This window comes from Micromonospora sp. II, assembly GCF_001709195.1.
Taxonomy (GTDB): domain Bacteria; phylum Actinomycetota; class Actinomycetes; order Mycobacteriales; family Micromonosporaceae; genus Micromonospora; species Micromonospora chalcea.
The window spans coordinates 721,458-744,609 of the sequence record NZ_LYXF01000024.1 but is presented as its reverse complement, the minus strand read 5'-3'; the positions used below and the strand labels follow the sequence as shown (position 1 = coordinate 744,609).

Sequence of the window (23,152 nt, the reverse complement as noted above, 5' to 3'; positions counted from 1 at the left end):
CCGGGGTGTCGGTGGGCGGCGGTAGGGTCGGGGCCATGGCGACCTGGGACGACGTGCGGCGCATCGCGCTGGCCCTGCCGGAGACCACCGAGCGCGGCTCGTACGACGACCTGCCCGCCTGGCGGGTGCGCGACAAGATGTTCGTCTGGGACCGGCCGCTGCGCCGCAGCGACCTCGAAGCGCTCGGCGACGCCGCGCCGGACGGCCCGATCCTCGGCGCCCGGGTGCCCGACCTGGGCGCCAAGGAGGCGCTGCTCGCCGACGACCCGGCGGTCTACTTCACCACGCCGCACCTCGACGGCTACCCGGCCGTGCTGGTCCGGCTCGACCGGATCGCCGTGGACGACCTGACCGAGCTGATCACCGAGGCGTGGCACGCCCGCGCGCCGAAGCGCCTCGCCGCCGCGCACCGGGCCGGGGCCGCGTGAGCCGCCCGGTGGACGCCGTCGTCTTCGACATGGACGGCACGCTCATCGAGTCGCACGAGGTGGTGCCGGCGGCGTACCGGGCGGCGGTGCGGGCCGGTGGCGGCCCGTCGTACACCGACGCCGAGGTCATCGCCGGCTACTCGATCGGCTCACCGTCCGACCTGCTGACGCACCTGCTCCGGCGCCCCGCCACCGCCGCTGACCTCGACCGCTACCACACCGAACTGGCCGCGACGGCCGGGCGGGTGAGCGTCTACCCCGGAGTCGCGGAGATGCTCGCCGACCTCGCCGCCCGGGTGCCGGTGGGCGTGTTCACCGGCGCGAGCCACCGGGCGGCGGAGATCATGCTCGACCGGGTCGGCCTGCTCGGTCACTTCCGGGTGGTGCTCGGCGGCGACCAGGTCACCCGCCCCAAACCGGCGCCCGAGGGCGTCGAGGTGGCCTGCCGGCGGCTCGGCGTGCCGGCCGGCCGGGCCGCGTACGTGGGCGACTCGCCGCTGGACCTGCGGGCCGCCCGCAGCAGCGGCGCGGTGGCGGTGGCCGCCGCGTGGGGCCATCAGTACGATCCGGCCGAGCCCGCCGACCTCAGCCTGTCCCGGCCCGGCGAACTGCTGACCCTGCTGAGCTGAGCCCCTTTTCCCGCGCCGGGCGCTCGGCTAGCCTGCCGATCATGGCATCGACGTTGACCGAGGCGACTGATCCGTGGTGCCTGCGTCCGGGCGAGGCCACCGAGCTGCTGCGCGGGCACCCGTGGCGCCGGTTCGTGGTGCTCGGCGACAGCGTCGCGGAAGGACTGTGCGAGCCGGTCGACGGCTACCCGGACCTCCAGTGGGCCGACCGGATCGCCGCCGAGCTGCGCGCCGTCCGGCCGGAGCTGGCGTACCTGAACCTGGGGCGGCGCGGACTGCGCGCGCACGAGGTGCGGGCCACTCAGCTCGCCGACGCGCTGGCCTTCGAGCCGGATCTCGCACTGGTGGTGTGCGGCGGCAACGACGCGTTCCGGTCCGCCTACGACCCGGACGCGGTCGACGCCGAGCTGACCGCCATGATCACCGCGCTGCGGGAAGCGGGGGCGGACGTGATCACGGTGGGCATGTTCGACGTCTCGCACAGCCCGGCCGTGCCGGAGACGCTGCGCGCGGGCCTGGGCGAGCGGATGCGCCGGCTGTCCCGGCACACCCGCGGCGTGGCCGAGCGGCTGGGCACGCTGCACGTGCACCTGACCGACCATCCGCTGGTGGCCGACCCGTCGCTGTACAGCAGCGACGGCCGCCACGGCAGCGCCCGCAGCGACGCGATAGCCACAGCCGAAACCCTGAAAGTCCTGGCCACCCACCTCCCCCACCCCTGACCGCGCCCTCCCCCTCCCCCTCCCCCTTACCCGCGCCCGGCGCCCTCGGCCCGGATCCACGTTGTTGACCAAGGAGTTTGGGTCGGTCACGCGCCCCGATGAGGACACGAACTCCTTGATCAACGAGGCGGGCAGGCGGGGAGGGGGTCAGTCGGTAAGGAGGATGCCGGTCAGGAGGACGCCTCGGGCCAGGTTGAGGACCTCGTCGCAGCCCGGGTAGCCGACCCGGGCCAGCGCGCCGGAACCGGTGCGGCCGAACAGGTACGGGGCGAGGCTGTACGGGACATCGGCGGTGACCGTCTCACCGGTCTCGATCTGCACGAAGTCCATCGCCACCCGGTCCGCCTCGTGGTAGCGCTGCAGGATGTTGCCGCCCTCGGCGATCGCCGCGCGCACCCCGTCCGCCCACGCGACAGCCGTCATCTCGCGGCCGATCAGCACCCCGTGCCCGGCCGATCCGCCGGCCGGCTTGGCCACCAGGTCGGCCTGTTCGGCCAGCGCCCGGTCGAGCTGGTCGGCGGTGAGCGCGACGGTGTGCGGCACGTACCGGCGGATCAGCGTCCGGTCGTCCTCCGGCAGCAGGTCCAGGTCCTCCCAGAGCCAGGCGTAGTTGAGCTTGTTGCTGAGCAGCCAGGCGGCGCTGCTGACGAACATCGGCAGCGTGCCGGCGGCGAGCGCGCCGGCGACCGCGTCCAGGCCGGGGCTGGGGGTGACCCGGTTCGGCACGAACAGCCGGAACAGGGCGTCCACCGGGGCGCCGCCGACGACCAGGCGGCTCTGCGCGTCCAGGCCGGCGGTGGCGACCGGGGCGATGACCAGGTCGATGCCGAACGGGCGGGCCTGGTCGATCAGCGGGGACAGGATCCGGATGAACGTCTCCGGGTCGTCCAGTCCCGGGTAGTCGGCGTCGAAGTCCATCAGCAGCGCCACCCGCGCGCCGTCGGCCAGGCCGAGCGTGTCCCGGATGGCGGCGAACCGCTGGTCCAGCAGGGACGGCGCGGGCCGCGCGCCGTCGAGCAGGTCATGGGTACGGTACAGCTCGGCGTACCGCTGGATGACGGTGTCGGCGTCGAAGCCGCCGCCGAGGCTGCTGTCGATGTTGTACTCGACGATGCACGGCACGCCGCCGGAGAACAGCACGTCCGGCCGGTACGCGGCGAGCAGCCCTTCGTGCAGTTCCTCCTCCGGGTCGAGCAGCCGGGTTTCCCCCTCCGGCACGTCGAGGAGCCGTTGCAGCTCACCGGCGGTGCGGGCACGGCGCCGGCAGGCTTCCAGGATGAGCTGGGCGATGCGGTCGCAGACCTCGTTCAGCTCGCCGAACGCGTCGGCGGTGAAGACGGGCGGACGGGCCAGCCGCCACTGCTTGTTGTACGTGGCCCGGCCGTGGAAGATCTTCTCCCAGGCCGCGGCGCCGGTGGTCACCATCGCGGTACGGGTGGACTCGGGCAGGTCGGTCCACGCCTGGCCGAGTGGCGGCCACGTGTAGTTCGGGTCCATCGTTCATCCGTCCTTGAGGGTCAGTTGGATGGCGGCGGTGAGCTGGTCGCGGCCGGGTTGCACGGCCCGGTCCAGGGCCGGGGCGAAGGGCAGCACGGCACCGTCGGGGCGGGTGACCCGCCGGGGTGGCGCGGCCAGCCGGACCCGCTCGACCACGGTGGCGATGATCTCCCCGGCGATGCCGCAGGAGCGGTTGCCGTCGTCGACTACCACCAGCCGCCCGGTGCGGCTCACCGACTCGACCAGGCCGTCCCAGTCGAAGGGGTAGAGCGTGCGGGGGTCGAAGACCTCCACCGACGCCTGCCCGGCGAGTTCCTCGGCGACGGCGAGCGCGTCGTGCACCAGGTGCCCGACGGCCACCACCGTCACGTCGGCGCCGGGGCGGCGGACGATCCCGCGGCCCAGCGGCACCGGCGTCAGGTCGGTGACGTCGGCGCGCAGGTCCAGCGCGCCGGCCGGGGCGAAGACCACCACCGGGTCGTCGCAGCGGATCGCGGAGACCAGCAGCCCGTACGCGTCGGCCGGGGTGGCCGGTACGACTGTGGTCACCCCGACGTGGGCGAACAACGCGTACGGGTGGTCGGAGTGCTGCCCGGCCCAGCCGGTGCGGGAGCCGGAGCCGGGCACCACGTAGGTGACCGGCACCGCGCACTGGCCGCCGGTCATCAGCGGGAACTTGTGCGCGTGGTTGACGATCTGCTCGAAGACCAGGAACAGCAGCGACGGGATCTGGAACTCCACCACCGGGCGGGCCCCGGCCAGCGCCGCGCCGGTGGCGAAGCTGGTGAACGCCTGCTCGGACAGCGGGGTGTCGCGTACCCGTTCCGGGCCGAACTTCTTCAGCAGGCCGGTGGTGACGTTCGCGGCGGCCACCCGGATGTCCTCGCCGAGCACCACGACCGACTCGTCGCGGGCCATCTCGTCGGCGAGCGCCCGGGTGAGCGCCCTGCGGTAGGAGAGCCGGGGCATCAGCCACCTCCGGTCCGGGCGGTGAGCCCGCTGGCGTACAGGTGGTCCAGGGCGGTCGCCGGGTCGGGGTGCGGACCGGCGAGCGCGTATTCGACGGCGGCGTCCAGTTCCGCCTCGACGGCGGCGTCCACCTCGGCCCGTACCGCCGGGTCGAGTCGCGCTCCGGCGATGTCCACCGGATCGCGGGACCGGCCCTCGGCCACCTCTTCCGGCGGCCGGTAGTCGAGGCGTACCTGATGTTCGAACGTGTGGTGGGCGTCGAAGCGGTAGGTGCGGGCCTCGACCAACTCGGGGCCGCCGCCGGCGCGCATCCGCGCGACGGCGGCGGCGGTGACCTCGCGTACCGCTTCGGGGTCCTGCCCGTCGACGGCGGCCGCCGGCATGCCGAAGGCGGCGGCCCGCCCGGCGATGGTGCCGGCGACCGCGCCCTCGACCGGCATGGTGGTGGCGTAGCCGTTGTTCTCGCAGACGAACAGCACCGGCACCCGCCAGAGCGCGGCCAGGTTGAACGCCTCCAGGAGCATGCCCTCGTTGACCGCGCCGTCGCCGAAGAAGGTGACGCCGACGATGTCGGCGCCGCGCCGCCGGCGCTCCCACACCGCTCCGGTGAGGATCGCGCCGGCGGCTCCGACGATGGCGTTGGCGCCGAGGACGCCGACGCCGAAGTCGGCGGCGTGCATCGACCCGCCCCGGCCCCGGTTGAGCCCGGTGACCCGGCCGCACAGCTCGGCCAGCATCCGGGCCGGGTCGGCGCCCTTGGCGAGCACGTGCCCGTGCCCGCGGTGGGTGCCGGTGACCAGGTCCTCGCGGTCCAGCGCCGCGCAGACGCCGGCGGCGATCCCCTCCTGACCGAGGTACGGGTGGATGCCACCGACGATCTGTCCGGCGCGGACCAGCTCGATCGCGCGCTCCTCGAAGCGGCGGATCAGCCGGACCGTCCGGTAGAGCCGGAGCGGGTCGGAGCCGGTCACGCCGGACGGCCCTCCTTGACGGCGGCGAGGATGTCGTCCCAGAGTCGGGCGCGGGCGGTCAGCGCGGCGTTGACCGTGTCGGCGCACTCCTGCCACTTGGTGTCGTCGTCGCCGCACAGGTCGGCCAGCATCTGCATGGCCATCGGGGTGTGCTGCTCGCCGTCGACCTCGATGTGCCGCTCCAGGTAGTCGACGAACTTGTTGAGCCGGTTGCTGCGTTCGTTGACGGCGACGACCTGGGTGAACATCTCCGGGATGAGGTCCTCGCGGCCGAACGCGAACGCCGCGGCCTGGCAGTGCACCGGGGTGGTCTCGATGATCCGCCAGGTGGTGCCGGCGAACGCGGCCGACGCCGCGGGTACGCCCGCCGCGCCGAGCGCCTCGGTGACCGGCGTGCCGTCGCGCAGCAGGTCGACGAGCTTGTTCACGGCCGTGGTGTCGGCGCCGGCCTCGGTCATGCCCTGCACGTACAGCTCGAAGTGGCTGATGTAGCCGTCGCCCAGCTCGTCGCTCTCCTCGACCATGACGATGTCGTTGATCAGGCGGCGGCTGCCGGTCGGGCCGGTCGGGATCCACGGCACCGTGACGCAGGTGAGCTGCCGCTGCAGCGACTTCAGCAGGGACATGAAGTCCCAGACCGCGAAGACGTGGTGCTCCATGAACGTGACGAGTGCGTCGTGGGTGTCGAGGTTGGCGTAGAGCGGGTGCTTGACCACCACGTCGCGGCGCTCGGTCACCGCCCGCTCGAGTCGCTCGATGCCCGGGTGCGTCTTACCCCAGTCGTACCGTGACATTGTCAGCCTCCCTGCTGGGCGCGGTCGCGCCAGATGACCGGGCAGTAATCGGGGTCCGCGTAGTCCGGCCGGCCCTCGTGGGTGCGGCGGACCAGCACGTCGTGGTTGTACGCGGCGAGCGTGCCGTCGGAGAGCGGATACTCCCGCCAGGCGTTGTCGCCGTCCTGCAGGTGCAGCGAGATGGCCCGGCGGGGCCGTCCGCTGACGTTCGCACCGCTGCCGTGGTAGGTGCGGCAGTGGTGGAAACTCATGTGTCCCTTGGGGATCACCATGGGGATCTTGCGGATCGTCGCCCCGTTGTACGCCGCGTTCTCGGCGAGCATGACTTCGAGCTGGTCGCGGTCCCGGTCGGCGAAGTGCCGCACCACCGTGTCGTCGGCGCCGATCTCCCGCCAGCGGTGGGAGCCGTCGACCATGGTGATGGTGCCCATCTCCTCGCCGCAGTCGTGGAACGGGATGAACGCGGTGAGCATGTTCTCCGACGACGAGGACGCCCAGTAGTGCTTGTCGAAGTGCCAGGGCACGATGTTCGACGGCTCACCGGCGATCGGCGGCTTCCAGATCAGCGTGGACTGGAAGATGCGGATCTCGGTGGCCTGCGCCAGCCGGGCGGCGACCGCCCCGATCAGCGGTTTGCGCAGAATGCGCGCGATGCCGTCGTGTTCGTGGTGCACGTAGTCGTTGTGCCGCTGCACGTCGCCCTTGGCCGGCTCCCAGTAGGCCAGCTTCGGCGGCCGGACCGGCAGCCGCCGGTCGCGTTCCCCGGCGTAGTAGCTGTCGGTGGCGGCGACCAGCTCGTCCACCTCGTCGTCGGTGAGCAGCTTCTTCGACAGGTACCAGCCGTGCTCGGCGTAGTGCCGGACGTCCTCGTCGGAGGGAAGCAGCGCCTCCTCCTCGGCGGTCAGCCCGGGATCGATGGTGGTCATGCCCCTACCCCTCCGGCCGCGGCAGCAGGGGTCGCCCCCGCCGCGGCCAGCTCGCGTTCCTTGGCCTCGTAGAGCGCCTTGATGTTGCCGCTGCCGAAGGTGCGCGCCCCGCGCCGCTCGATGAGTTCGAGGAACAGGGTGCGGCGCACGTGCATCGACTCGGTGAAGATCTGCAGCAGCTGCCCGTCGTGGTCGGAGTCGACCAGGATGCTCAGCTCGCGCAGCCGGTCCACCGGCGCGTCGAGGCGGCCGACCCGCTGCTCCAGGCCGTCGTAGTAGGCGCCGGGCGTGCTGGCGAACCGCACCCCGCGCCCGGCGAGCGCGCCGACGGCGGTGACGATGTCGTCGGTGCGCAGCCCCAGGTGCTGCACTCCGGCGCCGGCGTGCCAGCGCAGGAAGTCCTCGATCTGGCCGGGCCGGGCGCTCGTGTCCGGCTCCAGCAGCACCAGCGTGACCTTCCCCGACGGGCTCTGCACCACCTTGGAGTTCATCGCCTGACCGGCGACCTCGATGTGCTCGGTGAAGATGTCGGCGAAGCCGAACACCTTCTCGTAGTGCGCGACGATCTCGTCGAGCTGCCCCGGCGGTACGCAGACGGCCAGGTGGTCCACCTCGGCCAGCAGCGAGTCGCCGTCCGGCGCGGCCACCGGCTCGATCGCCCCGGGCAGGAACACCTCCGGGTCGCCGCGCCGCTCGACCAGGCGGTGCACCACGTCGCCGAAACCGCCGACCTCGGCGACCACCACCTCGGCGTCCGCGCCGGTGAAGGTGCGCGGCGGGCTCACCGCGCTCGCGCCGCGTTCCACCAGTTCCGCGTACGCCCCGGCGGCGTCGTCGACGGCGAGCGCCACCACGGCGATGCCGTCGCCGTGCCGGTGCACGTACGTGGCCGCCGGGTGCTCGGCGGACAGCCCGGTGGTCAGCAGCAGCCGGATGCCGGCCTGGGCCAGCAGCAGCGACCGCTGCCCGTCCAGCCCGGTCTCCGGACCGCCCTGCCCGCGCAGCCGGAAACCGACGGCGTTGTCGAAGTAGAAGGCCGCCTGCCGGGCGTCCCCCACGTACAGTTCGAGATGATCTATCCCGTTGATGGTCATATGGGCTTCCCCTGTTCCCCCCGTGATCGCGACCCGGACGGACGCCCGGGACTGGAGTCCGGTCAGCCGGCGGCCGGGGTGGCGGCCCGGCGGGCCGGCCCGGAGAGCCGGCGCAGGAGCAGACTGACGTTCTGGCCGCCGAACCCGAACGAGTTCGTCAGCGCGTGGTCGGCCCGGGTGGGCCGGGGCACGGCGCGGACGTGGTCCGCCTCGCACTCCGGGTCCGGGTCGTCCAGGTGGTAGGTGGGCGGCAGCAGGCCACTGTCGAGCGCCAGCGCGGTGGCGGCGGCCTCCAGCACCCCTGATGCGCCGAGCAGGTGCCCGGTGAGCGCCTTGGTGGAGCTGACCGGGACGCCGCCGAGGCCGAACACCTCGGCCAGGGCGATCGTCTCGGCGACGTCACCGAGCTTGGTGCCGGTGCCGTGCGCGTTGACGTACCCGACGTCGCCCGGCCCGATCCCGCCGGCGGCCAGCGCCCGGCGCATGCACGCGGCCGCTCCCGCGCCGTCCGGGCGCGGCGCGGTCGGGTGGTACGCGTCGGTGTTCGCCCCGAAACCGGCGACCTCGGCGTAGCCGCGCACGCCCCGACCGTCGGCGTGCCCGGCGCGCTCCAGCACCAGCAGCGCCGCGCCCTCGGCCAGCACGAACCCGTTGCGCCGCTTGTCGAACGGGCGGCTCGCCTCGGTGGGTTCGTCCCAGCCCCGGGCCAGCGCCCGGGCGTTGCCGAACGTGTCGGCGAACGTGGGAAACAGCGGCGCCTCGCTCGCCCCGCACACCACCACGTCGGCCTCGCCGGAGCGAATGAGGCGTACCCCGTCGGCGACCGCCTGGGCGCCGGAGGCGCAGGCCGTGCCGACCGACGAGCTGTAGCCGCGGATGCCGTGCGCGATGGCGATCCGCGCCGAGGGCATGTTCGGCAGGATGCCGGTGAGCAGGTACGGGCTGACCGCCGCCCGGCCCCGGGCGGCCCGCGCCAGCACCTGCCCCTCCAGCGTGGACATCCCGCCGACACCGCCGACGATCACCGCGATGCGCTCCGGGTCGACGTCGCGGCCCACCTCGATGCCCGCGTCGGCGAGCGCCTCGGCGGCGGTGATCAGGGCCAGCAGCACCACCCGGTCGAGCACCTTCGTCTCCGGGCCGGAGGCGACGCTGCGCGGGTCGATGTCCGGCAGCACGCCGGCCACCTCCAGGCTGCCCGCCGCCGGGTGTCCCTCGGGCGGCCGGCGCAGCCCGGAGCGGCCGGTGAGCAGCGCGTCGAACGTGTCCGCCACGCCGCGCCCCGCCGGGGTGAACAGGCCCATGCCGGTGACGACGGCGGTCACGACGGCGCCTCGGTCAGATAGCGCTCCCGCAGTGCCACCTTGCGTACCTTGCCGGTGACGGTGACCGGGATGTCGTCGGCGCGCACCGGGACGATCCGGCGCAGCGTGGCGCCCACGTCCGGGCCCAGCGCGGTACGGATCCGCTCGGTGCGGTCCGCGTCCGGGTCGGCGCCGGCGGCCAGTTCCAGCAGCACGTCGGTGGTGACCGTGCCGTCGTCCGCCTTGACGATCACCACGGTGCAGTCGGTCACGTCGGGGCTGGCGGCCAGGATGCGCTCCTCGGACAGCGCGGTGAAGAACCGTTTGCCGTCGCCCGCCTCGACCGAGTCGACCGCCCGGTCCAGGTGGTAGTAGCGGCCGTCCTCGTCGGCGTACACCAGGTCGCCGGTGAGGTACCAGCCGCGCAGCCGGAACCGGTACGTGGTGACCGAGTCGTTCCAGTAGCCGCGGAACAGCGACGGCGAGTCGATGCCGAGCCAGCCGACCTGCCCGGGCGGCAGCTCGTTGCCGTCGGTGTCGAGCACCGCGACCTTGGTGAACCGGTACGGGCGGCCGACGCAGCGGCCGTACCTGTCGGTGTCGGAGGTGTGCGTGATGTGGAACATCGAGTGGCCCATCTCGCTGGAGCCCAGGCCGTCGATGAACACCGACCCGGGTACCCGGGTCACGCCCTGACGGGTCACCACGTCGCGGGAGCCCACCGCGACCAGCCGCCGTACGTGCGGCTCGTGCGAGCAGTCGCCGGTGTTGAACCACAGCCGCACCGAGTCCAGGTCGTAGCCGGACAGGTCGAAGCGGGCCAGCTCGGCCCAGGTGACGGAGAAGCCGAACACGCCGTCGGGGCGCCACCGCTGGATCGCGTCGAGCACCCGCTCGCCGCCCTGCTCGGAGAGCAGGAACATCTCCGCCCGGTTGCCGAGCGCCTGGTTGACCATGAGCACGGTGGCGGTGTGCGGGGCGGGCAGCGCGTTGAGGATGCGCGTGGTGCCCTGCGCCTGCGGCATGGACAGCAGGTGCCGGGTCGCGGCGAACAGGCTGGCGTGCGAGTGCAGCACCGCCTTCGGCACTCCGGTGGTGCCGGAGGTGTGGGTGATGACGATCGGGTCGTCCGGGTGGTGCCGGTAGTGCGCGGGCGCCGCGTCCGGGTCGCCGGTCCCGGCCTGCGCGGGCTCGCCGAGCATCGGCGCGCCCAGGTCGTGCCCGGCCAGCGCCTGCGCGTGCGCGGCGTCGGCGAGCACCCCGGCGGCGCGCAGCCGGCGGATGTACTCGGCGGCGATCTCGGGGCGCAGCCTGCCGTTCATCAGCGCCGGGATGGCGCCGAGGCGGGTCAGCGCCAGGAACGACAGCACCATGTCGGCGGCCGTACCGGCCCAGACGGCGACCGGGTCGCGGGGTTTCACCCCGCGTTCGTGCAGCCAGGCCGCCCGGGCGGCGACCATCCGGTCGAGCCGGCCCAGGGTCAGCGGGGTCTCGGCCGGGTGGCCGTCGACCTCGGTGTCGAATGTGAGCCCCGGCCCGTCCGGGTCGGCGCCGTGGGCCAGCACCCGGGCGAGCACGTTGCCCGCGCCCAGTTCCGCGTCGGCTGCGAGCGCGCCGCGCAGTCCCTTCGTCCTCATTGACGTGTTCCCTCCCCCAGCAGCACCGCGGTCGCCTCGCCCGGCGTACCGTCCGGTGCCAGTTCGATCAGGATCAGCAACGCCTGTGCGGCGTCGCCGTCGTGCAGCAGCAGGTCCGCCTCGGCCTCCCCCTCGGCCCGCGGGTCGCCGGTCGGGCTCAGGCACACCACCGGCCCGTCCAGTCCCCAGCGCGCCGCGACGTGCCCGGCCACGCTGTTCGGCACCGACTGGAAGAAGAACAGCGGCCCGATCCGGTCACCGGCGTCCACCGCGGCCCGGACGTGCGCCGCGCTGGCCGTGTCTCCGCCGGCGCTGACCAGCACCACCGCCGTACCGTTGCCCGGCGGCAGCGGCCCGGTGCCGTAGCGCCGCGCGAGGCACCGCTCGGCCACCGCCACCACGAGAGGCGCGAACGCCGAGTGCACAAACCCCGGCACCCCCGCCGGCCCCTCATCCCCGTCCTCGGGCCACCGCGCCTCCGCGTCGTTGCGCGATCTTGCGGTTGGCGCCCTCTCGGCGGGCGTTGTGCCCGTTTCGCCGGGGCCGGAAGTGCAAGATCGCGGAGGGCTGGGGGTGGAGGCGGTCATGAGGTGCTCACCAGGAGTGCGGTGTTGGCGCCGCCGAAGGCGGCGTTGAGGGTCAGGGCGTGCCCGGTGCGCGCGGGGCGGGGGGCGTCGCGGATGACGTCCAGCGGGCACTGCGGGTCCGGGCCGAGCCAGCCGGCGGTGACCGGCAGCTTGCCGTGCCGCAGGGCCAGCACGGTGACCAGCAGTTCCAGCAGCCCGGACGCCTCCAGCGCGTGCCCGTGCACCGACTTGGTGGAGCTGACCGGCAGCCGCCCGGCGCCGTCGCCGAACACCCGGGTCAGCGCCGCCGCCTCGGAGGCGTCGCTGAACGGGGTGCCGGTGGCGTTGGCGTTGACGTAACCGACCGCGTCCGGGGGCAGCCCGCCGCGGCGCAGCGCCGCCTCGACCGCCCGGGCCAGCCCCAGCCCCTCCGGGTGCGGCTGGCACGCGTGGTAGGCGTCCCCCGCCCGCCCCCACCCGGCCACCGTCGCCACCGTCTCGGCGCCCCGCCGGGCGGCGGCACTCGCCGACTCCAGCACCACAGCGGCCACCCCGTCGCCCAGCAGCAGGCCCTTGCGGCCGGCGCTGAACGGGCGTACCGCGCCGTCGGCGGCGAGCGCCCGCCCGGCGTCGAACAGCGCGTACTGGTCCGGTTCGACCAGGTAACCGGCCGCGACCACGACCCGCTCCAGGTCGCCCCGGCGGATCAGCGCGGCGGCGTCGGCGACCGCGCTGCTCGCCGACACGCAGGCCGTGGTGTAGATCCGAGTCCGCCCGCCGAGTCCGCACCGCGCGGCCAGGTGACCGGCCAGCGCCGGCACCGTCGGCGCGTCCCGCCCCTGCGGTACGGGCAGCGAGTGCGGCCCGCCGTGGGTGGCCAGGAACAGCGCCGACCCGGCGCGCCCGGCCCGGTCCAGCCCGGCGGCCCCGGCGGCGGCGTCGATCGCGTCGGCCAGCTCGTCGGCGAGCGTGCCGACGTCCGGCGCTGTGGCCGCCACCGTGACCCGGCGGCCGGTGGTGTCGAAACGGCGCACCGGTCCGAACGCCGGGGCGCCGGTGAGCACCCCGGCCAGCAGCGCGTCCGCGCCCCTGCCGAGGGCGCTGAGCGCGTACGTGCCGGTGATCCGTACGGTTTCCCGCTCAGCCATCTGCGGGAGCGGTCAGCGCGCCGCGGAACACCGCGAGCGCGTCGTCGACGGTGCGGATGCCGGCGAGTTCGTCGTCGCTCAGGTCCAGCCGGCGGTCGTGGCGCTGCTCGACCATGTGCACCAGCCAGGCCAGCTCCATCGAGCCGAGCCGGTCCGGCACCTGGTCGGCGGGTTTCGCGGTCAGTTCGGCGAGCATGCTCACCAGGTCAGCTCGCCCCAGGTCGGGCTGACCGGACATCAGGACTTGTCGCTGTTCGCGGCCACCCGGTCGGCGACCATCGTGGTGAACTCGCCGACCGTCATCAGCGCCAGCTTCTCCGACTCGTCGTCGGCGAACTTCACGCCGTACCGGTCCTCGACGCGGACCGCGAGGTCGGCCAGGGCCAGCGACTCCAGGTCGACGCCGGAAGGGCCGAGCGTGGTGTCGTCGTCGAGCTCGTCCACGTCGTAGTTCATGTCGGCGAGCTGTTCGACGACGAAAGTGCGGACCTGGTCTCGCATGGGTTCAGACCTCTTCTCCGTGTACCGGCTGACGGTGCCCGGTCGGGACACCGTGTGCGTGTGGACCGGCCGGCTCGGACGCGCGGGTGGCGCGCCGCTCGGCCGGGGCGGGTCGGGAATCGGGGTGGATCGGACGTCCGGCGGAAGTCCGGCGATTGCGCGGCTCGTACAGCGGTCCGGTCACGACGCCGCGTCCCGCAGCGCCGGGACCGACCGGACCAGCTTTCCGGTGGTGGTGCGGGGCATCTGGTCGAGCAGCCGCAGCGTGCGGGGACGCTTGAAGCCGGCCAGCCGCTCGGCGATCAGCTTGTCCAGCGTCTCCTCGGTCAGCGAGCCGTCGACCTGGACGTACGCGGTGATGCCGTCGTCCCAGACCACCACCGCGGCGACGACGCCGGGCAGCCCGGCCACTGTGGCCTCCACCTCGGTCAGGTCGACCTTCAGGCCGCCCACCGACACCTGCGAGTCCAGCCGGCCCTTGATGGTGACCAGGCCGGTGTCCGGGTCGACCACCCCGGCGTCGCGGGTGTGCAGCCAGCCGTCGGCCCACCGGGTCGGGTCGGCCAGTCCGACGTACGGGTTGGCGGGGCAGCTGACCCACAGCTCGCCGTCACGCTCGCGCACCTCGATGCCGGGGGCGGGCGCGATGGCGGGGCGGTGCCGCCCGTACAGGTCGGTGCCGATGACGCCGACCTCGGTCATCCCGTACATGTTGCCCAGCGGCACGCCGTAGCGGTCGGTGAAGGCATTGGCCACGGCGGCGCTCACCAGCTCACCGCCGGTGGTCATGCGTTTGAGCTGCGGCAGCGGCCCGGCCGGTGTGGTGGAGGCGAGCAGCCCGATGTGGAACGGCACGCCGAGCACAGTGGCCGGGGTGTCCTGGGCGGCCACGGCGGCGAGGATCGCGTCGCCGCTGAGCCGCTCCGGCGGGCACAGCTCGACGCCCGCGTGCAGCCCGTAGAGCAGGCCGCCGACCAGGCCGAGCACGTGCACCATGCTGGGCAGCAGGATGATCCGCTCGCCGGGCAGCGCGACGCCGTCGATGCGGGTGTAGCGGCGCACCTCGCCGACCAGGTCGGCGGCGGTGCGGCCGATCACCTTGGACGGCCCGGTGGAGCCGGAGCTGAGCTGGATCACCGCGTGCGGGCTGCCCGCCGGGCGGTCGGAGTACGCGCTCACCCCGGCGGTGACGTCGACGAAGATCCGCAGCGCGCCGCCGCCGGAGCGCACCGGGGCGACCACCACCTGCGGGCTGAGCCGGCGCAGCGCCTGGTCGACCTCGTGGTCGGTGAGCCGGTGGTCCAGCAGCACCGCCTGGGCGCCGGTACGCCAGGTGGCGAGCAGGTGCGCCACGTACGCCAGCGAGGGCGGCAGACGCAGCGCGGCGGCGCCTCCGGCGCGCAGCCCGGCCTCGGCGAGCCGGTCCTGCGCCTCGCCGACGAGCCGGCGCAGCGTGCCCTTGTCCACCGGTTCGGGCAGGCGCAGGCAGACGTCGGTGTCGCGGCCGGTGAACAGGATGTCGTCCACCCAGTCCACCGTCGTCGAGGCAGGATCTTCCGCCACGGGATGTGCAGTCACGACCAGCCACCGTTCCAATGAGGAACTGGGCGGATCCGCCCAGCGGGTACGTCGTTCGGGGTATGGCGGAACCCTACGACGACCCTCTTCTGCATCGCCAGATGCAAATGGCTAGATCCAAAACAGCGGCTGGGTGGATTGCTCAGGCTCGATCGGACAGGCAGGATCGGGGCCACGCCGGCAAGGTAGTCCGCCGGCCGCCGGATGCTGTGCGCGCGGGCTCCCGCGCGGACGGCGGGCGACGACGCTCCCGGGTGGCCCCGCTCAGCGCTCGCCCGCCGGTGGAGGCGCGGCGCCGCGCAGCACCAGCGCGCTGTTGAACCCGTCGAAGCCGCGCGCGCCGACCAGCGCGATCCGGCTGCGCGGCGGGCGGGGCTGCCGCAGGAACGTCAGCTCGCAGCCGGGCGCGGGCTCGTCCGGGCCGGCCGAGGCGGGCAGCATCCCGCGGCGGAACGCCAGCAGCGCGGTGGCCGCGTCCAGCGCGGACCCACCCTGGTGCGCCCGGCCGGTCAGCGGCTTCTGGGTGGTCACCGGCGGGGTCCGGTCGCCGAAGACGGCACGCAACGCGGTCGCCTCGGCCCGGTCGTACGCGGGCACCCCGAGCGCGTCCGGCCAGACCACGTCCACGTCGTGCGGGCGTACCCCGGCGCGTTCCAGCGCCAGCCGCAGCGCCCGGGCGTAGTGCGCCGGGTCGGGGCCGGTGGCCGGGTCGGTGGGCGCGGCGTCGTGGGTGGCGGCCCAGCCGGTGATCTCCCCGTAGACGCGGGCGCCCCGGGCCAGCGCGTGTCCCAGCTCCTCGACCACGAAGACCGCGCCGCCCTCGGCCGGCACGTAGCCGCTGGCCGCGACGTCGAACGGCCGGTACGCGGCCTGCGGGTCGGACACGTCGCTGAGCAGGCCGGAGCGCAGCTGGCAGGCGAGCGCGTACGGGCTCAGCGGGCACTCGGTGGCCCCGGCGATCACCACCGGCGTGCCCCGGCGGACGGTGCGCACCGCGTGCGCGAGGCTGTCCAGCCCGCCGGCCGACTCGGACACGGTCACCCCGGACGGCCCCTTGAACTGGTGGCGGATCGACAGCTGGCCCACACTGGCCGCGTAGAACCAGGCGATCGACTGGTACGCCCCGACGGTGCGGGTCGGCCCGCCCCACAGCCGCTGCAGCTCCCGCTGGCCGAACAGGTTGCCGCCGGAGGAACTGGCGAGCGTGACCGCCCACTGGTACGGGTCGGGCGACACCTCGGGCAGCCCGGCGTCGGCCAGCGCCAGCCTGGTCGCGGCGAAGCCGAGGTGGGTCCACCTGTCGGTCTGCACCCGCTGCCGGGTGTCGCTGAACCCGGCCGGGTCGAAGTCGGACACCTCCCCGGCCACCCGGGTCGGGTAGCGCTCCGGGTCGAACAGCGTGATCGGCCCGATGCGCCGGGTGCCGGCCAGCACGGTGTTCCAGTGCGCCTCGGCGCCGATCCCGCTGGGCGCGACCACACCGATGCCCGTCACCACGGCCCGCGCGGTCATGTCGGCACCGCCGCCAGCCGGCGGAACACCATCGCGGACTGGAAGCCGCCGAACCCGCTGCCCACCGACAGCGCCACGTCCACCGGCACCTCCCGCGCCTCGTTCGGCACGTAGTCCAGGTCGCACTCCGGGTCGCGGGTGGTCCAGTTCGCCGTGGGCGGGACCACGCCGTACTCGATGGCCAGCGCGCAGGCGGCCATCTCGATCGAGCCGATCGCGCCGAGCGAGTGGCCGACCATCGACTTGATCGAGCTGATCGGCACCCGGTACGCGGTCTCCCCCAGCGCCCGCTTGAACGCGGCCGTCTCGTGCCTGTCGTTCTGCCGGGTGCCGGAGCCGTGCGCGCTGACGTACGACACGGCCGACGGGGCGAGCCGGGCCTGCCGCAGCGCGTCGCTGATCGCCACCGCCATCTCCGCGCCGTCCGGGCGCAGCCCGGTCATGTGGAAGCCGTTGCTGCGGCTGGCGTACCCGGCGACCTCGCAGTACACGTGCGCGCCCCGGCGGCGGGCGTGCTCGGCCTCCTCCAGCACCAGCACGGCGGCGCCCTCGGCCAGGACGAACCCGTGCCGGTCGGCGTCGAACGGCCGGGAGGCGTGCTCCGGGTCGTCGTTGTCCGGGCTGGTCGCGCCGATCGCGTCGAACGAGGCGACGGTGACCGGGGAGATCGGCGAGTCGGCCGCCCCGGCCAGCACCACGTCGGCCTCGCCGTCGGCGACGAGCTGGTGGGCGTACCCGATCGCGTCGATGCCGGAGGTGCAGCCGGTGGAGACGACCTGCGCGGGGCCGTGCAGGCCGTGCCGGCACGCCACGTCGGCGGCCAGGCTGCTGGGCACCAGCGCCTGGTAGAGGTACGGCCCGCCGAGCGCGTGGTCGACCAGCCAGTGCCGGCCGGAGTCGCTGACCCGCACGTACTCCTGTTCCAGCGCCATGGTCCCGCCGACGGCGGTGCCGAGCACCACCCCGGCGCGTTCGCGCTGCGCGTCGGTGAGGACGAGACCGCTGTCCGCGAGCGCCTCGGCGGAGCAGGCGAGCGCGAACTGCACGTACCGGTCGGCGCGCTGCCGCTCGGCGAGCGTGATCCCGGCGGCGTCCGGGTCGAAGTCGCACTCGGCGGCGATCTGCGAGCGGAACGGCGACGGGTCGAAGAAGCTGATCCGCCGGGTCGCGGTGCGGCCCTCGGTGATCGTCTTCCAGAACCGGTCCCGGGTGGCGCCGCCGGGCGCGACGACACCCACGCCGGTGACCACGGTGCGCCGGCCGGTCACGACGGCTCCCGTGGCGGCGGGGCCGCGCTCTCGGTGTCGACGTGGCCGAGTTCCGGGCGCGGGGCGAGCGGTCCGAGGTGGAACACCACCTCGGCGGGCTCGTCGCCGGTGTTGCGCAGCCGGTGCCGCACGTCCTTCGGCACGTAGAGCGCCTCCCCGGCGGCGAGCGGCACCGGCGTGTCGTCCAGGTCGACGGTGATCGCGCCGCGGGCGACGTAGAGGAACTCCTCGCTGTACGGGTGGTAGTGCTCGGCGATCCGCTCCCCCGGCGCGAGCGTGGCCACGCCCATGAATCCGGAGGTGCTGCCGACCGTCTTCGGGCCGAGCAGGACCCGCAGCTCCCCGCCGCGACGGCGGTCGGCCGGCACGTCGTGGACGGAGACCCGGGCGGTGGTGGTGTCGGTCATCGGGTGCCTCCCGCGTACGCCCGCTCGATCTTTTCCTTGATCACGGCGAGCTGGATCGCGCTGTTGGTGTTGATCCGGTCGGTCATGCCGGCGTTGTCGACCGGCGCGGTCGGCTTCATCGCGAAGTCCTGCGTCCACGTCATCCGGGTGCCGCCGGGGATCTCCTCGTACCGCCAGTGGATGCGCATGTACTCGAACGGCCCGGTCTCGACGCGCCGGGCGTGCACCTCGCGGGTGGCCGGGTCGGCGGTACGTTCGCTGACCCAGCTCCACGCCACGCCGTTCTCGTCGGGGTGCATGGTGAGCCGGAAGCGGACCGTGTCGCCGTCACGGTGCAGGATCTCGGCGACCGCGTACTCGGTGAACAGCTCGGGCCACCGGGCCACGTCGTTGGTGATCTCCCAGACCAGCGGCAGCGGCGCGTCGATCTCCACCGCGTTCTCGGTGTGCCCGGGCGGATCGGCCTTGCGGGCGACCAGGTCGGCGACGCCGGCGATGCTGAGCTGCCCGGCCTGTTCCGGGATCTTCACCCGCCACCGGTCGGCCACCACCGCGGACAGTTCGAGCAGCGCCAGCGAGTCCATGCCCAGCTCCTCCAGGCTCGCGGCGGGCGTGCTGGCGGCGGCGTCCGGGTCCAGGCCGCAGTGCGTGACCAGGATGTCGGTGATCTCGCGGGCGAGCGGGCGGTCGGGGGCGACTGTCATCGGTTCCTCCAGGTGGTCGGGCCGGCGGCGGGCACGGCGCGAACGGGGGTACGGCCGGCCGGGTCGGCCTCGGCGCGCGGGTCGGGCACCGCCGACCGCAGCCGCGGTACGACGGCGCCGGCGTGGGCGCCGTCGGCCCGCTCGCCGGCCGGGGCGCTGTCGGCGCTCCCGGCGTCGGCGGCGCTTCCGACGGGCCCGTCGGTGGCCACGGCGGGCGGGGTGAGCAGGCGTTCCACCAGGGCGGTGGTGTGCCGGGCGGCCCGGAACGCCGGGTCGCGCAGCACCCGCCGGGCGAACGGAATCGTGGTACGCACACCCGGACCGGCCACGTCGAACTCGGCCAGCGCCCGGTCGAGGCGGTCCAGCGCGGCGTCCCGGTCCGGCGCCCAGACCGCCACCTTCGCCAGCAGCGAGTCGTAGTGCGGGCTGACCAGGTAGCCGGTGTGCCCGTGGGTGTCGACCCGGGTGAACGGGCCGCCGGGCGGCCGGAACCGGTCCAGCCGGCCGGGCGCGGGTGCGAAGTCGCGGTCCGGGTCCTCCACGTTGACCCGGCACTCGATCGCCACGCCGGTCAGCCGGACGTCGGACTGACGCAGGCGCAGCGGGGTGCCGTACGCGATGTGCAGCTGCTCCTGCACCAGGTCCACGCCGGTGACCATCTCGGTGACCGGGTGTTCCACCTGGATCCGGCAGTTGATCTCCAGGAAGTGGCAGCGTTCCGCCTCGTCCACCAGGAACTCCACGGTGCCGGCCCCGGTGAAGCCGACCGACAGCGCGCCGCGCAGCGCCACCTCGGCGACGGTGTCCAGGGTGGCCTGCCGCAGCGCGGGCGCGGGCGCCTCCTCGATCAGCTTCTGGTGCCGGCGCTGCACCGAGCAGTCCCGGGTGCCCAGGTGCACGCCGTTGCCCTGGCCGTCGCAGAGCACCTGAACCTCGACGTGGCGGGCGTCGGCGAGGTACCGCTCGACGTACACCCGGTCGTCGCCGAACGCGACCTGCGCGGCGGCGCGGGTGCGGGCGTACGCGCGGGGCAGCTCCGCGGCCGAGCGCACCACAGTCATGCCGCGCCCGCCCCCGCCCGCAGCGGCCTTCACGATCACCGGGTAGCCCACGTCGGCGGCCACCTCCTGGGCCTCGGCGGCCGTCGCCAGCGTCCGGACGCTGCCCGGCGGCAGCGGCAGCCCGGCGGCGCTCATCAGCGCCCGCGCCGTCGACTTGTCCGCGAGCGCGGCCATCACCTGCGGCGGCGGGCCGACGAAGACCAACCCGTTCTCCGCGCAGATCTCGGCGAAGTCGGCGTCCTCGGACAGGAAGCCGTACCCGGGGTGGACCGCCTGCGCGCCGGTCTGCCGGGCCGCCTCCACGATCGCCGCCGCGTTGAGGTAGCTGCGCCGGCTGGCCGCCGGGCCGATCCGGACCGCCTCGTCGGCCAGCCGCACCGGCAGCGAGTCGGCGTCGGCGCTGGAGTGCACCACCACGGTACGCACACCCAGCTCCCGGCAGGCGCGCAGCACCCGCAGCGCGATCTCGCCCCGGTTGGCGATCAGCACCTTGTCGAACATCAGCCGTCCTGTCCGGTGACCGGTTCCAGGGCGATCAGCGGCTGGTCGTACTCGACGGGCTTGCCGTCGTCGACAAGCACCTCGACCACCCGTCCGGCCTGGCCGGCGGTCACCTCGTTCATCAGCTTCATGGCCTCGACGATGCCGACCACCTGGCCCGGCCGGACCACGTCGCCGACCGCGACGAACGGCATCGCCCCGGGCTCGGGAGCCCGGTAGAACGTGCCCACCACCGGCGAGCGCACGGCCGGCCGGTCGACCGGCGGCGCCGTCTGCCGGGCGGGTTCGTCGATGCGCGCGCCCACCGGTTCGGTCCCGGCGCGCGGCGCCGGCGCCGCCGGGTCGTGCCACTCGACCTCCAGCACCGACTCGCCGCTGCGCAGCCGCACCCGGCGTACCGGCCCGGCCAGGTCCGCGACGAGCTTGCGGGCCTGCCGGCGCAGCCCGTCGAGCACCTGCTCGGACTCCACGTCGGCCATCACGCCACCTCCGGCCGCTCGGCGGCGCGCGCCGTCGCGGCGGGACCGGCGGTGGCCGAGCGGGCCGCCCCGAAGCGGCGGAACCGCTGACGCCGTCGGCGGACCAGCGTGGCGGGAGGCACGGTGAGCAACGGGGCGAGGTTCGCCGCGACCGCCCGGCGCAGCAGCTCGGCCGCGCCGGCCGGGTCGGCGTGCGCGGCCGGCCGCGGCTCCGGCACCAGCTCGTCGACCACGCCGAGGCGACACAGGTCGGCGCCGGTGAGCCGTAACGCGCGGGCCGCCTGCGGCGCCGCCGAGCTGTCCGGCCAGAGGATCGCGGCGCAGCCCTCGGGGCTGATCACCGAGTAGACCGCGTGTTCCAGCATGAGCACCCGGTCGGCGACCGCGAGCGCGAGCGCGCCGCCGCTGCCGCCCTCGCCGGTGACCACCGCCACCACCGGCGTGGGCAGCACGGTGAGCGCGAGGATGTTCTCCGCGATCGCCGCCGCCTGGCCCTGCTGCTCGGCGGTCACCCCCGGATCCGCGCCGGGCGTGTCCACCAGCGTCACCACCGGCAGCCGCAGCCGCGCCGCGAGACGCATCAACCGCAGCGCCTTGCGGTGACCGGCCGGGCTGGCCATGCCGAAGTTGCGGGTCACCAGCTCGGCGGTGGTGTGCCCCTTCTGGTGGCCGATCACCATCACCGGCCGGCCGTCGAGACGGGCGATGCCGCCGACGACGGCCGGGCAGTCCGCGCCGAGCCGGTCCCCGTGCAGCTCCACGAACCCGTCGAACGCGGTCTCCAGATAGTCCAGCGTGGTCGGGCGGCCCGGGTGCCGCGCCGTGCGTACCGTCTCCCACGGGTCGCGGTCCGGCGCGGCGGCCACGGTGCTCACGGCCGGCGCCGGGCGCGGCGCGGGCGCACCTGCCGGCGCGCGGCGGCCGGAGTGGGCGGCGGCGAGCAACGCGGCGAGCCGGCCGCGCAGCGCGTGCCGGGGCACCACCATGTCCACCTGGCCGTGGCGCAGCAGGTACTCGGCGGTCTGGAAGCCCTCCGGCAGCGTGGCGCCGGTGACCTGGCGGATCACCCGGGGGCCGGCGAAGCCCAGCCGGGCGCCGCTCTCGGCGAGCACCAGGTCGGTGTTTGTGGCGAAGGAGGCGGCCACCCCGCCGTACGTGGGATCGGTGACCACGCTGACCGTCAGCAGACCCGCCTCGCGCATCCCCGCGAGGGCCTGGCTGACGGTGGCCATCTGCATCAGCGACAGCGCGCCCTCCTGCATCCGCGCGCCGCCGGACGCGGTCACCAGCACCAGCGGGACGTCGTCGGCCAGGGCCCGCTCGGCGGTCCGGGTGATCAGCTCACCGACCGCGCAGCCGAGGCTGCCGCCGAGGAAGCGGAAGTCCATCACCGCCAGCGCCACCGGGTGCCCGCCCACCCGGGCGGTGCCGCAGAGCACCGCCTCGTCCAGGCCGGTCGCCGCGCGGGCCGCGCCGAGCCGATGCGGGTACGGCAGCGCGTCGACGAACTCGATCGGGTCGACGCGTACCGCCCGGTCCGGCAGCGGCGTGAACGAGTCCGGGTCGGCGAGCTGCGCCACCCGGTCCGGCGCGTCGAGCCGGGCGTGCGAGCCGCACTCCGGGCACACGTCCAGGTTGCGGCGCAGCCGCTTGCGGTAGAGCAGCGACGCGCACCCGTCGCACCGGGACCACAGCTGCTCGTCGCGCGGCGCGGTGGTGGTCACTGAAGCCGCCCGGCGGCGTCGTGCAGGTGGGCCGGGGCGTCGTACCGGTAGAAGCAGTGCGCCATCGCGTCGCGGGGCGAGCGCCAGGTCGGCAGGTACGGCGAGATGTACGGCCGCAGCCGCTCGCTGATCCGGATGAACTCCGGGTGCCCGCGGTTGTCCTCCACCGCGCCCTGCGCCGGCGTCTCCGTCTCCAGCAGATGGACGTAGAGATCGTGCAGCCGGTACAGCGAGCGGTGCCGGACACCGACCAGGCCGGGCAGCTCGGTCGCGTCGGACTCGGCGAAGATCTCGGCCACCCGGTCCTCGGCCGTGGGCACCACCTTGGCGACGATGAGCGAACGGTCCATTCGCGGCCTCCCTGCGTACGTCCCGGTGCGCGGCGAACCGGTCGCGCCGCACGGATTGCCACACGGTGCCGCCAGGGCCGTCTACCGGGCGTCAACCGCACCCCATCGCGCCACAAACATGGTGACGCTGCGTTGACGGGAGCTGTGCGTGAGCTATGGAAAGATCACCTTCCGGATTCCGGGCGGCGACACTTTTTCGCAGATCACAGGCGTGTTACAGGTCCGCGCCGGACGGTCAGGTGGCCGACCGACCGTTGACTGAGAGTAACAGGCATTGATATTCTCCGTCTCGGTCAGCCCGGCCACGGTGGAGGTTCCGGACCGTGGTGGAGGCGTTCCGACACCGGCGTCGCGGGCGACGGGCCGGGAGACGACGGTCGGG

At 74.3% G+C, this 23,152-nt stretch carries 24 protein-coding genes; 3 read left to right on the top strand and 21 right to left on the bottom strand.

The features are described from left to right. The first annotated feature begins 35 nt into the window (after positions 1-35). From A8711_RS15085 to A8711_RS15075, 3 genes are read left to right on the top strand one after another with little or no spacing between them, the layout of a single operon-like run. Positions 36-428, top strand: coding sequence for an MmcQ/YjbR family DNA-binding protein (locus tag A8711_RS15085; RefSeq protein WP_064445772.1), 393 nt, complete (start codon positions 36-38; stop codon positions 426-428). Beyond that, positions 425-1,057 carry an HAD family hydrolase gene (locus tag A8711_RS15080; RefSeq protein WP_069088557.1) on the top strand — a complete coding sequence of 211 codons (633 nt, stop codon included), beginning with the start codon at positions 425-427 and terminating at the stop codon, positions 1,055-1,057. The genes A8711_RS15085 and A8711_RS15080 overlap by 4 nt, the downstream gene beginning before the upstream one ends. 41 nt (positions 1,058-1,098) lie before the next feature. Continuing rightward, complete coding sequence (locus tag A8711_RS15075) at positions 1,099-1,779, top strand: SGNH/GDSL hydrolase family protein (protein WP_069088556.1); 681 nt, start codon at positions 1,099-1,101, stop codon at positions 1,777-1,779. A gap of 147 nt (positions 1,780-1,926) precedes the next feature. Here A8711_RS15075 and A8711_RS15070 read toward each other — a convergent pair whose 3' ends face one another. The 21 genes from A8711_RS15070 to A8711_RS14970 all read right to left on the bottom strand — a co-directional run bounded on the left by A8711_RS15070 (position 1,927) and on the right by A8711_RS14970 (position 22,770). Next, positions 1,927-3,276 (bottom strand): hypothetical protein, encoded by a 1,350-nt coding sequence (locus A8711_RS15070; protein ID WP_043323644.1) that lies wholly within the window; start codon positions 3,274-3,276, stop codon positions 1,927-1,929. A 3-nt stretch (positions 3,277-3,279) separates the two neighbouring features. Then, the gene (locus tag A8711_RS15065) at positions 3,280-4,245 is read right to left on the bottom strand and encodes an alpha-ketoacid dehydrogenase subunit beta (protein ID WP_064445768.1); all 966 of its coding nucleotides are present in this window, start codon (positions 4,243-4,245) and stop codon (positions 3,280-3,282) included. After that, complete coding sequence (locus A8711_RS15060) at positions 4,245-5,216, bottom strand: thiamine pyrophosphate-dependent dehydrogenase E1 component subunit alpha (protein ID WP_069088555.1); 972 nt, start codon at positions 5,214-5,216, stop codon at positions 4,245-4,247. Before A8711_RS15060 ends, A8711_RS15065 begins: the two co-directional genes overlap by 1 nt. Then, the gene (locus tag A8711_RS15055) at positions 5,213-6,010 is read right to left on the bottom strand and encodes a DUF3050 domain-containing protein (RefSeq protein ID WP_043323637.1); all 798 of its coding nucleotides are present in this window, start codon (positions 6,008-6,010) and stop codon (positions 5,213-5,215) included. The genes A8711_RS15060 and A8711_RS15055 overlap by 4 nt, the downstream gene beginning before the upstream one ends. Before the next feature lie 2 nt (positions 6,011-6,012). After that, complete coding sequence (locus tag A8711_RS15050) at positions 6,013-6,936, bottom strand: phytanoyl-CoA dioxygenase family protein (RefSeq protein WP_043323636.1); 924 nt, start codon at positions 6,934-6,936, stop codon at positions 6,013-6,015. Then, positions 6,933-8,030: a 4-hydroxyphenylpyruvate dioxygenase gene (gene hppD, locus A8711_RS15045; RefSeq protein ID WP_069088554.1), complete on the bottom strand. Its 1,098-nt coding sequence runs from the start codon at positions 8,028-8,030 to the stop codon at positions 6,933-6,935. Before hppD ends, A8711_RS15050 begins: the two co-directional genes overlap by 4 nt. A 62-nt stretch (positions 8,031-8,092) precedes the next feature. After that, positions 8,093-9,355, bottom strand: coding sequence for a beta-ketoacyl synthase (locus tag A8711_RS15040; RefSeq protein ID WP_043323632.1), 1,263 nt, complete (start codon positions 9,353-9,355; stop codon positions 8,093-8,095). Further along, entirely contained in the window at positions 9,352-10,971 is a 1,620-nt protein-coding gene (locus tag A8711_RS15035; protein ID WP_069088553.1) for a class I adenylate-forming enzyme family protein, read from the bottom strand. Before A8711_RS15035 ends, A8711_RS15040 begins: the two co-directional genes overlap by 4 nt. Then, complete coding sequence (locus A8711_RS15030; RefSeq protein ID WP_051610923.1) at positions 10,968-11,408, bottom strand: beta-ketoacyl synthase chain length factor; 441 nt, start codon at positions 11,406-11,408, stop codon at positions 10,968-10,970. Before A8711_RS15030 ends, A8711_RS15035 begins: the two co-directional genes overlap by 4 nt. Positions 11,409-11,554: 146 nt before the next feature. Further along, complete coding sequence (locus A8711_RS15025) at positions 11,555-12,685, bottom strand: beta-ketoacyl synthase (RefSeq protein ID WP_069088552.1); 1,131 nt, start codon at positions 12,683-12,685, stop codon at positions 11,555-11,557. Continuing rightward, on the bottom strand, positions 12,678-12,923 hold the full coding sequence (locus tag A8711_RS15020) for a hypothetical protein (RefSeq protein WP_043323626.1): 246 nt from the start codon (positions 12,921-12,923) through the stop codon (positions 12,678-12,680). The genes A8711_RS15025 and A8711_RS15020 overlap by 8 nt, the downstream gene beginning before the upstream one ends. Next, positions 12,923-13,186, bottom strand: coding sequence for an acyl carrier protein (locus A8711_RS15015; RefSeq protein WP_043323623.1), 264 nt, complete (start codon positions 13,184-13,186; stop codon positions 12,923-12,925). The genes A8711_RS15020 and A8711_RS15015 overlap by 1 nt, the downstream gene beginning before the upstream one ends. A 180-nt stretch (positions 13,187-13,366) precedes the next feature. After that, complete coding sequence (locus A8711_RS15010; RefSeq protein ID WP_051611470.1) at positions 13,367-14,764, bottom strand: class I adenylate-forming enzyme family protein; 1,398 nt, start codon at positions 14,762-14,764, stop codon at positions 13,367-13,369. A gap of 264 nt (positions 14,765-15,028) precedes the next feature. After that, positions 15,029-16,276, bottom strand: a complete 1,248-nt coding sequence (locus A8711_RS15005; RefSeq protein WP_069088551.1) for a beta-ketoacyl synthase N-terminal-like domain-containing protein — start codon at positions 16,274-16,276, stop codon at positions 15,029-15,031. After that, positions 16,273-17,544, bottom strand: a complete 1,272-nt coding sequence (locus A8711_RS15000; protein ID WP_069088550.1) for a beta-ketoacyl synthase — start codon at positions 17,542-17,544, stop codon at positions 16,273-16,275. Before A8711_RS15000 ends, A8711_RS15005 begins: the two co-directional genes overlap by 4 nt. Further along, positions 17,541-17,951, bottom strand: a complete 411-nt coding sequence (locus A8711_RS14995) for a cupin domain-containing protein (RefSeq protein WP_043323615.1) — start codon at positions 17,949-17,951, stop codon at positions 17,541-17,543. Before A8711_RS14995 ends, A8711_RS15000 begins: the two co-directional genes overlap by 4 nt. Then, on the bottom strand, positions 17,948-18,655 hold the full coding sequence (locus A8711_RS14990; RefSeq protein ID WP_069088549.1) for an SRPBCC family protein: 708 nt from the start codon (positions 18,653-18,655) through the stop codon (positions 17,948-17,950). The genes A8711_RS14995 and A8711_RS14990 overlap by 4 nt, the downstream gene beginning before the upstream one ends. After that, positions 18,652-20,217: an acetyl/propionyl/methylcrotonyl-CoA carboxylase subunit alpha gene (locus A8711_RS14985; protein ID WP_069088548.1), complete on the bottom strand. Its 1,566-nt coding sequence runs from the start codon at positions 20,215-20,217 to the stop codon at positions 18,652-18,654. The genes A8711_RS14990 and A8711_RS14985 overlap by 4 nt, the downstream gene beginning before the upstream one ends. Then, entirely contained in the window at positions 20,217-20,696 is a 480-nt protein-coding gene (accB, locus tag A8711_RS14980) for an acetyl-CoA carboxylase biotin carboxyl carrier protein (RefSeq protein WP_069088547.1), read from the bottom strand. The genes A8711_RS14985 and accB overlap by 1 nt, the downstream gene beginning before the upstream one ends. Continuing rightward, positions 20,696-22,420, bottom strand: a complete 1,725-nt coding sequence (locus A8711_RS14975) for an acetyl-CoA carboxylase carboxyltransferase subunit alpha (protein ID WP_064445759.1) — start codon at positions 22,418-22,420, stop codon at positions 20,696-20,698. The genes accB and A8711_RS14975 overlap by 1 nt, the downstream gene beginning before the upstream one ends. Further along, positions 22,417-22,770, bottom strand: coding sequence for a TcmI family type II polyketide cyclase (locus A8711_RS14970; protein WP_043323608.1), 354 nt, complete (start codon positions 22,768-22,770; stop codon positions 22,417-22,419). The genes A8711_RS14975 and A8711_RS14970 overlap by 4 nt, the downstream gene beginning before the upstream one ends. Between the last annotated feature and the right edge of the window lie 382 nt (positions 22,771-23,152).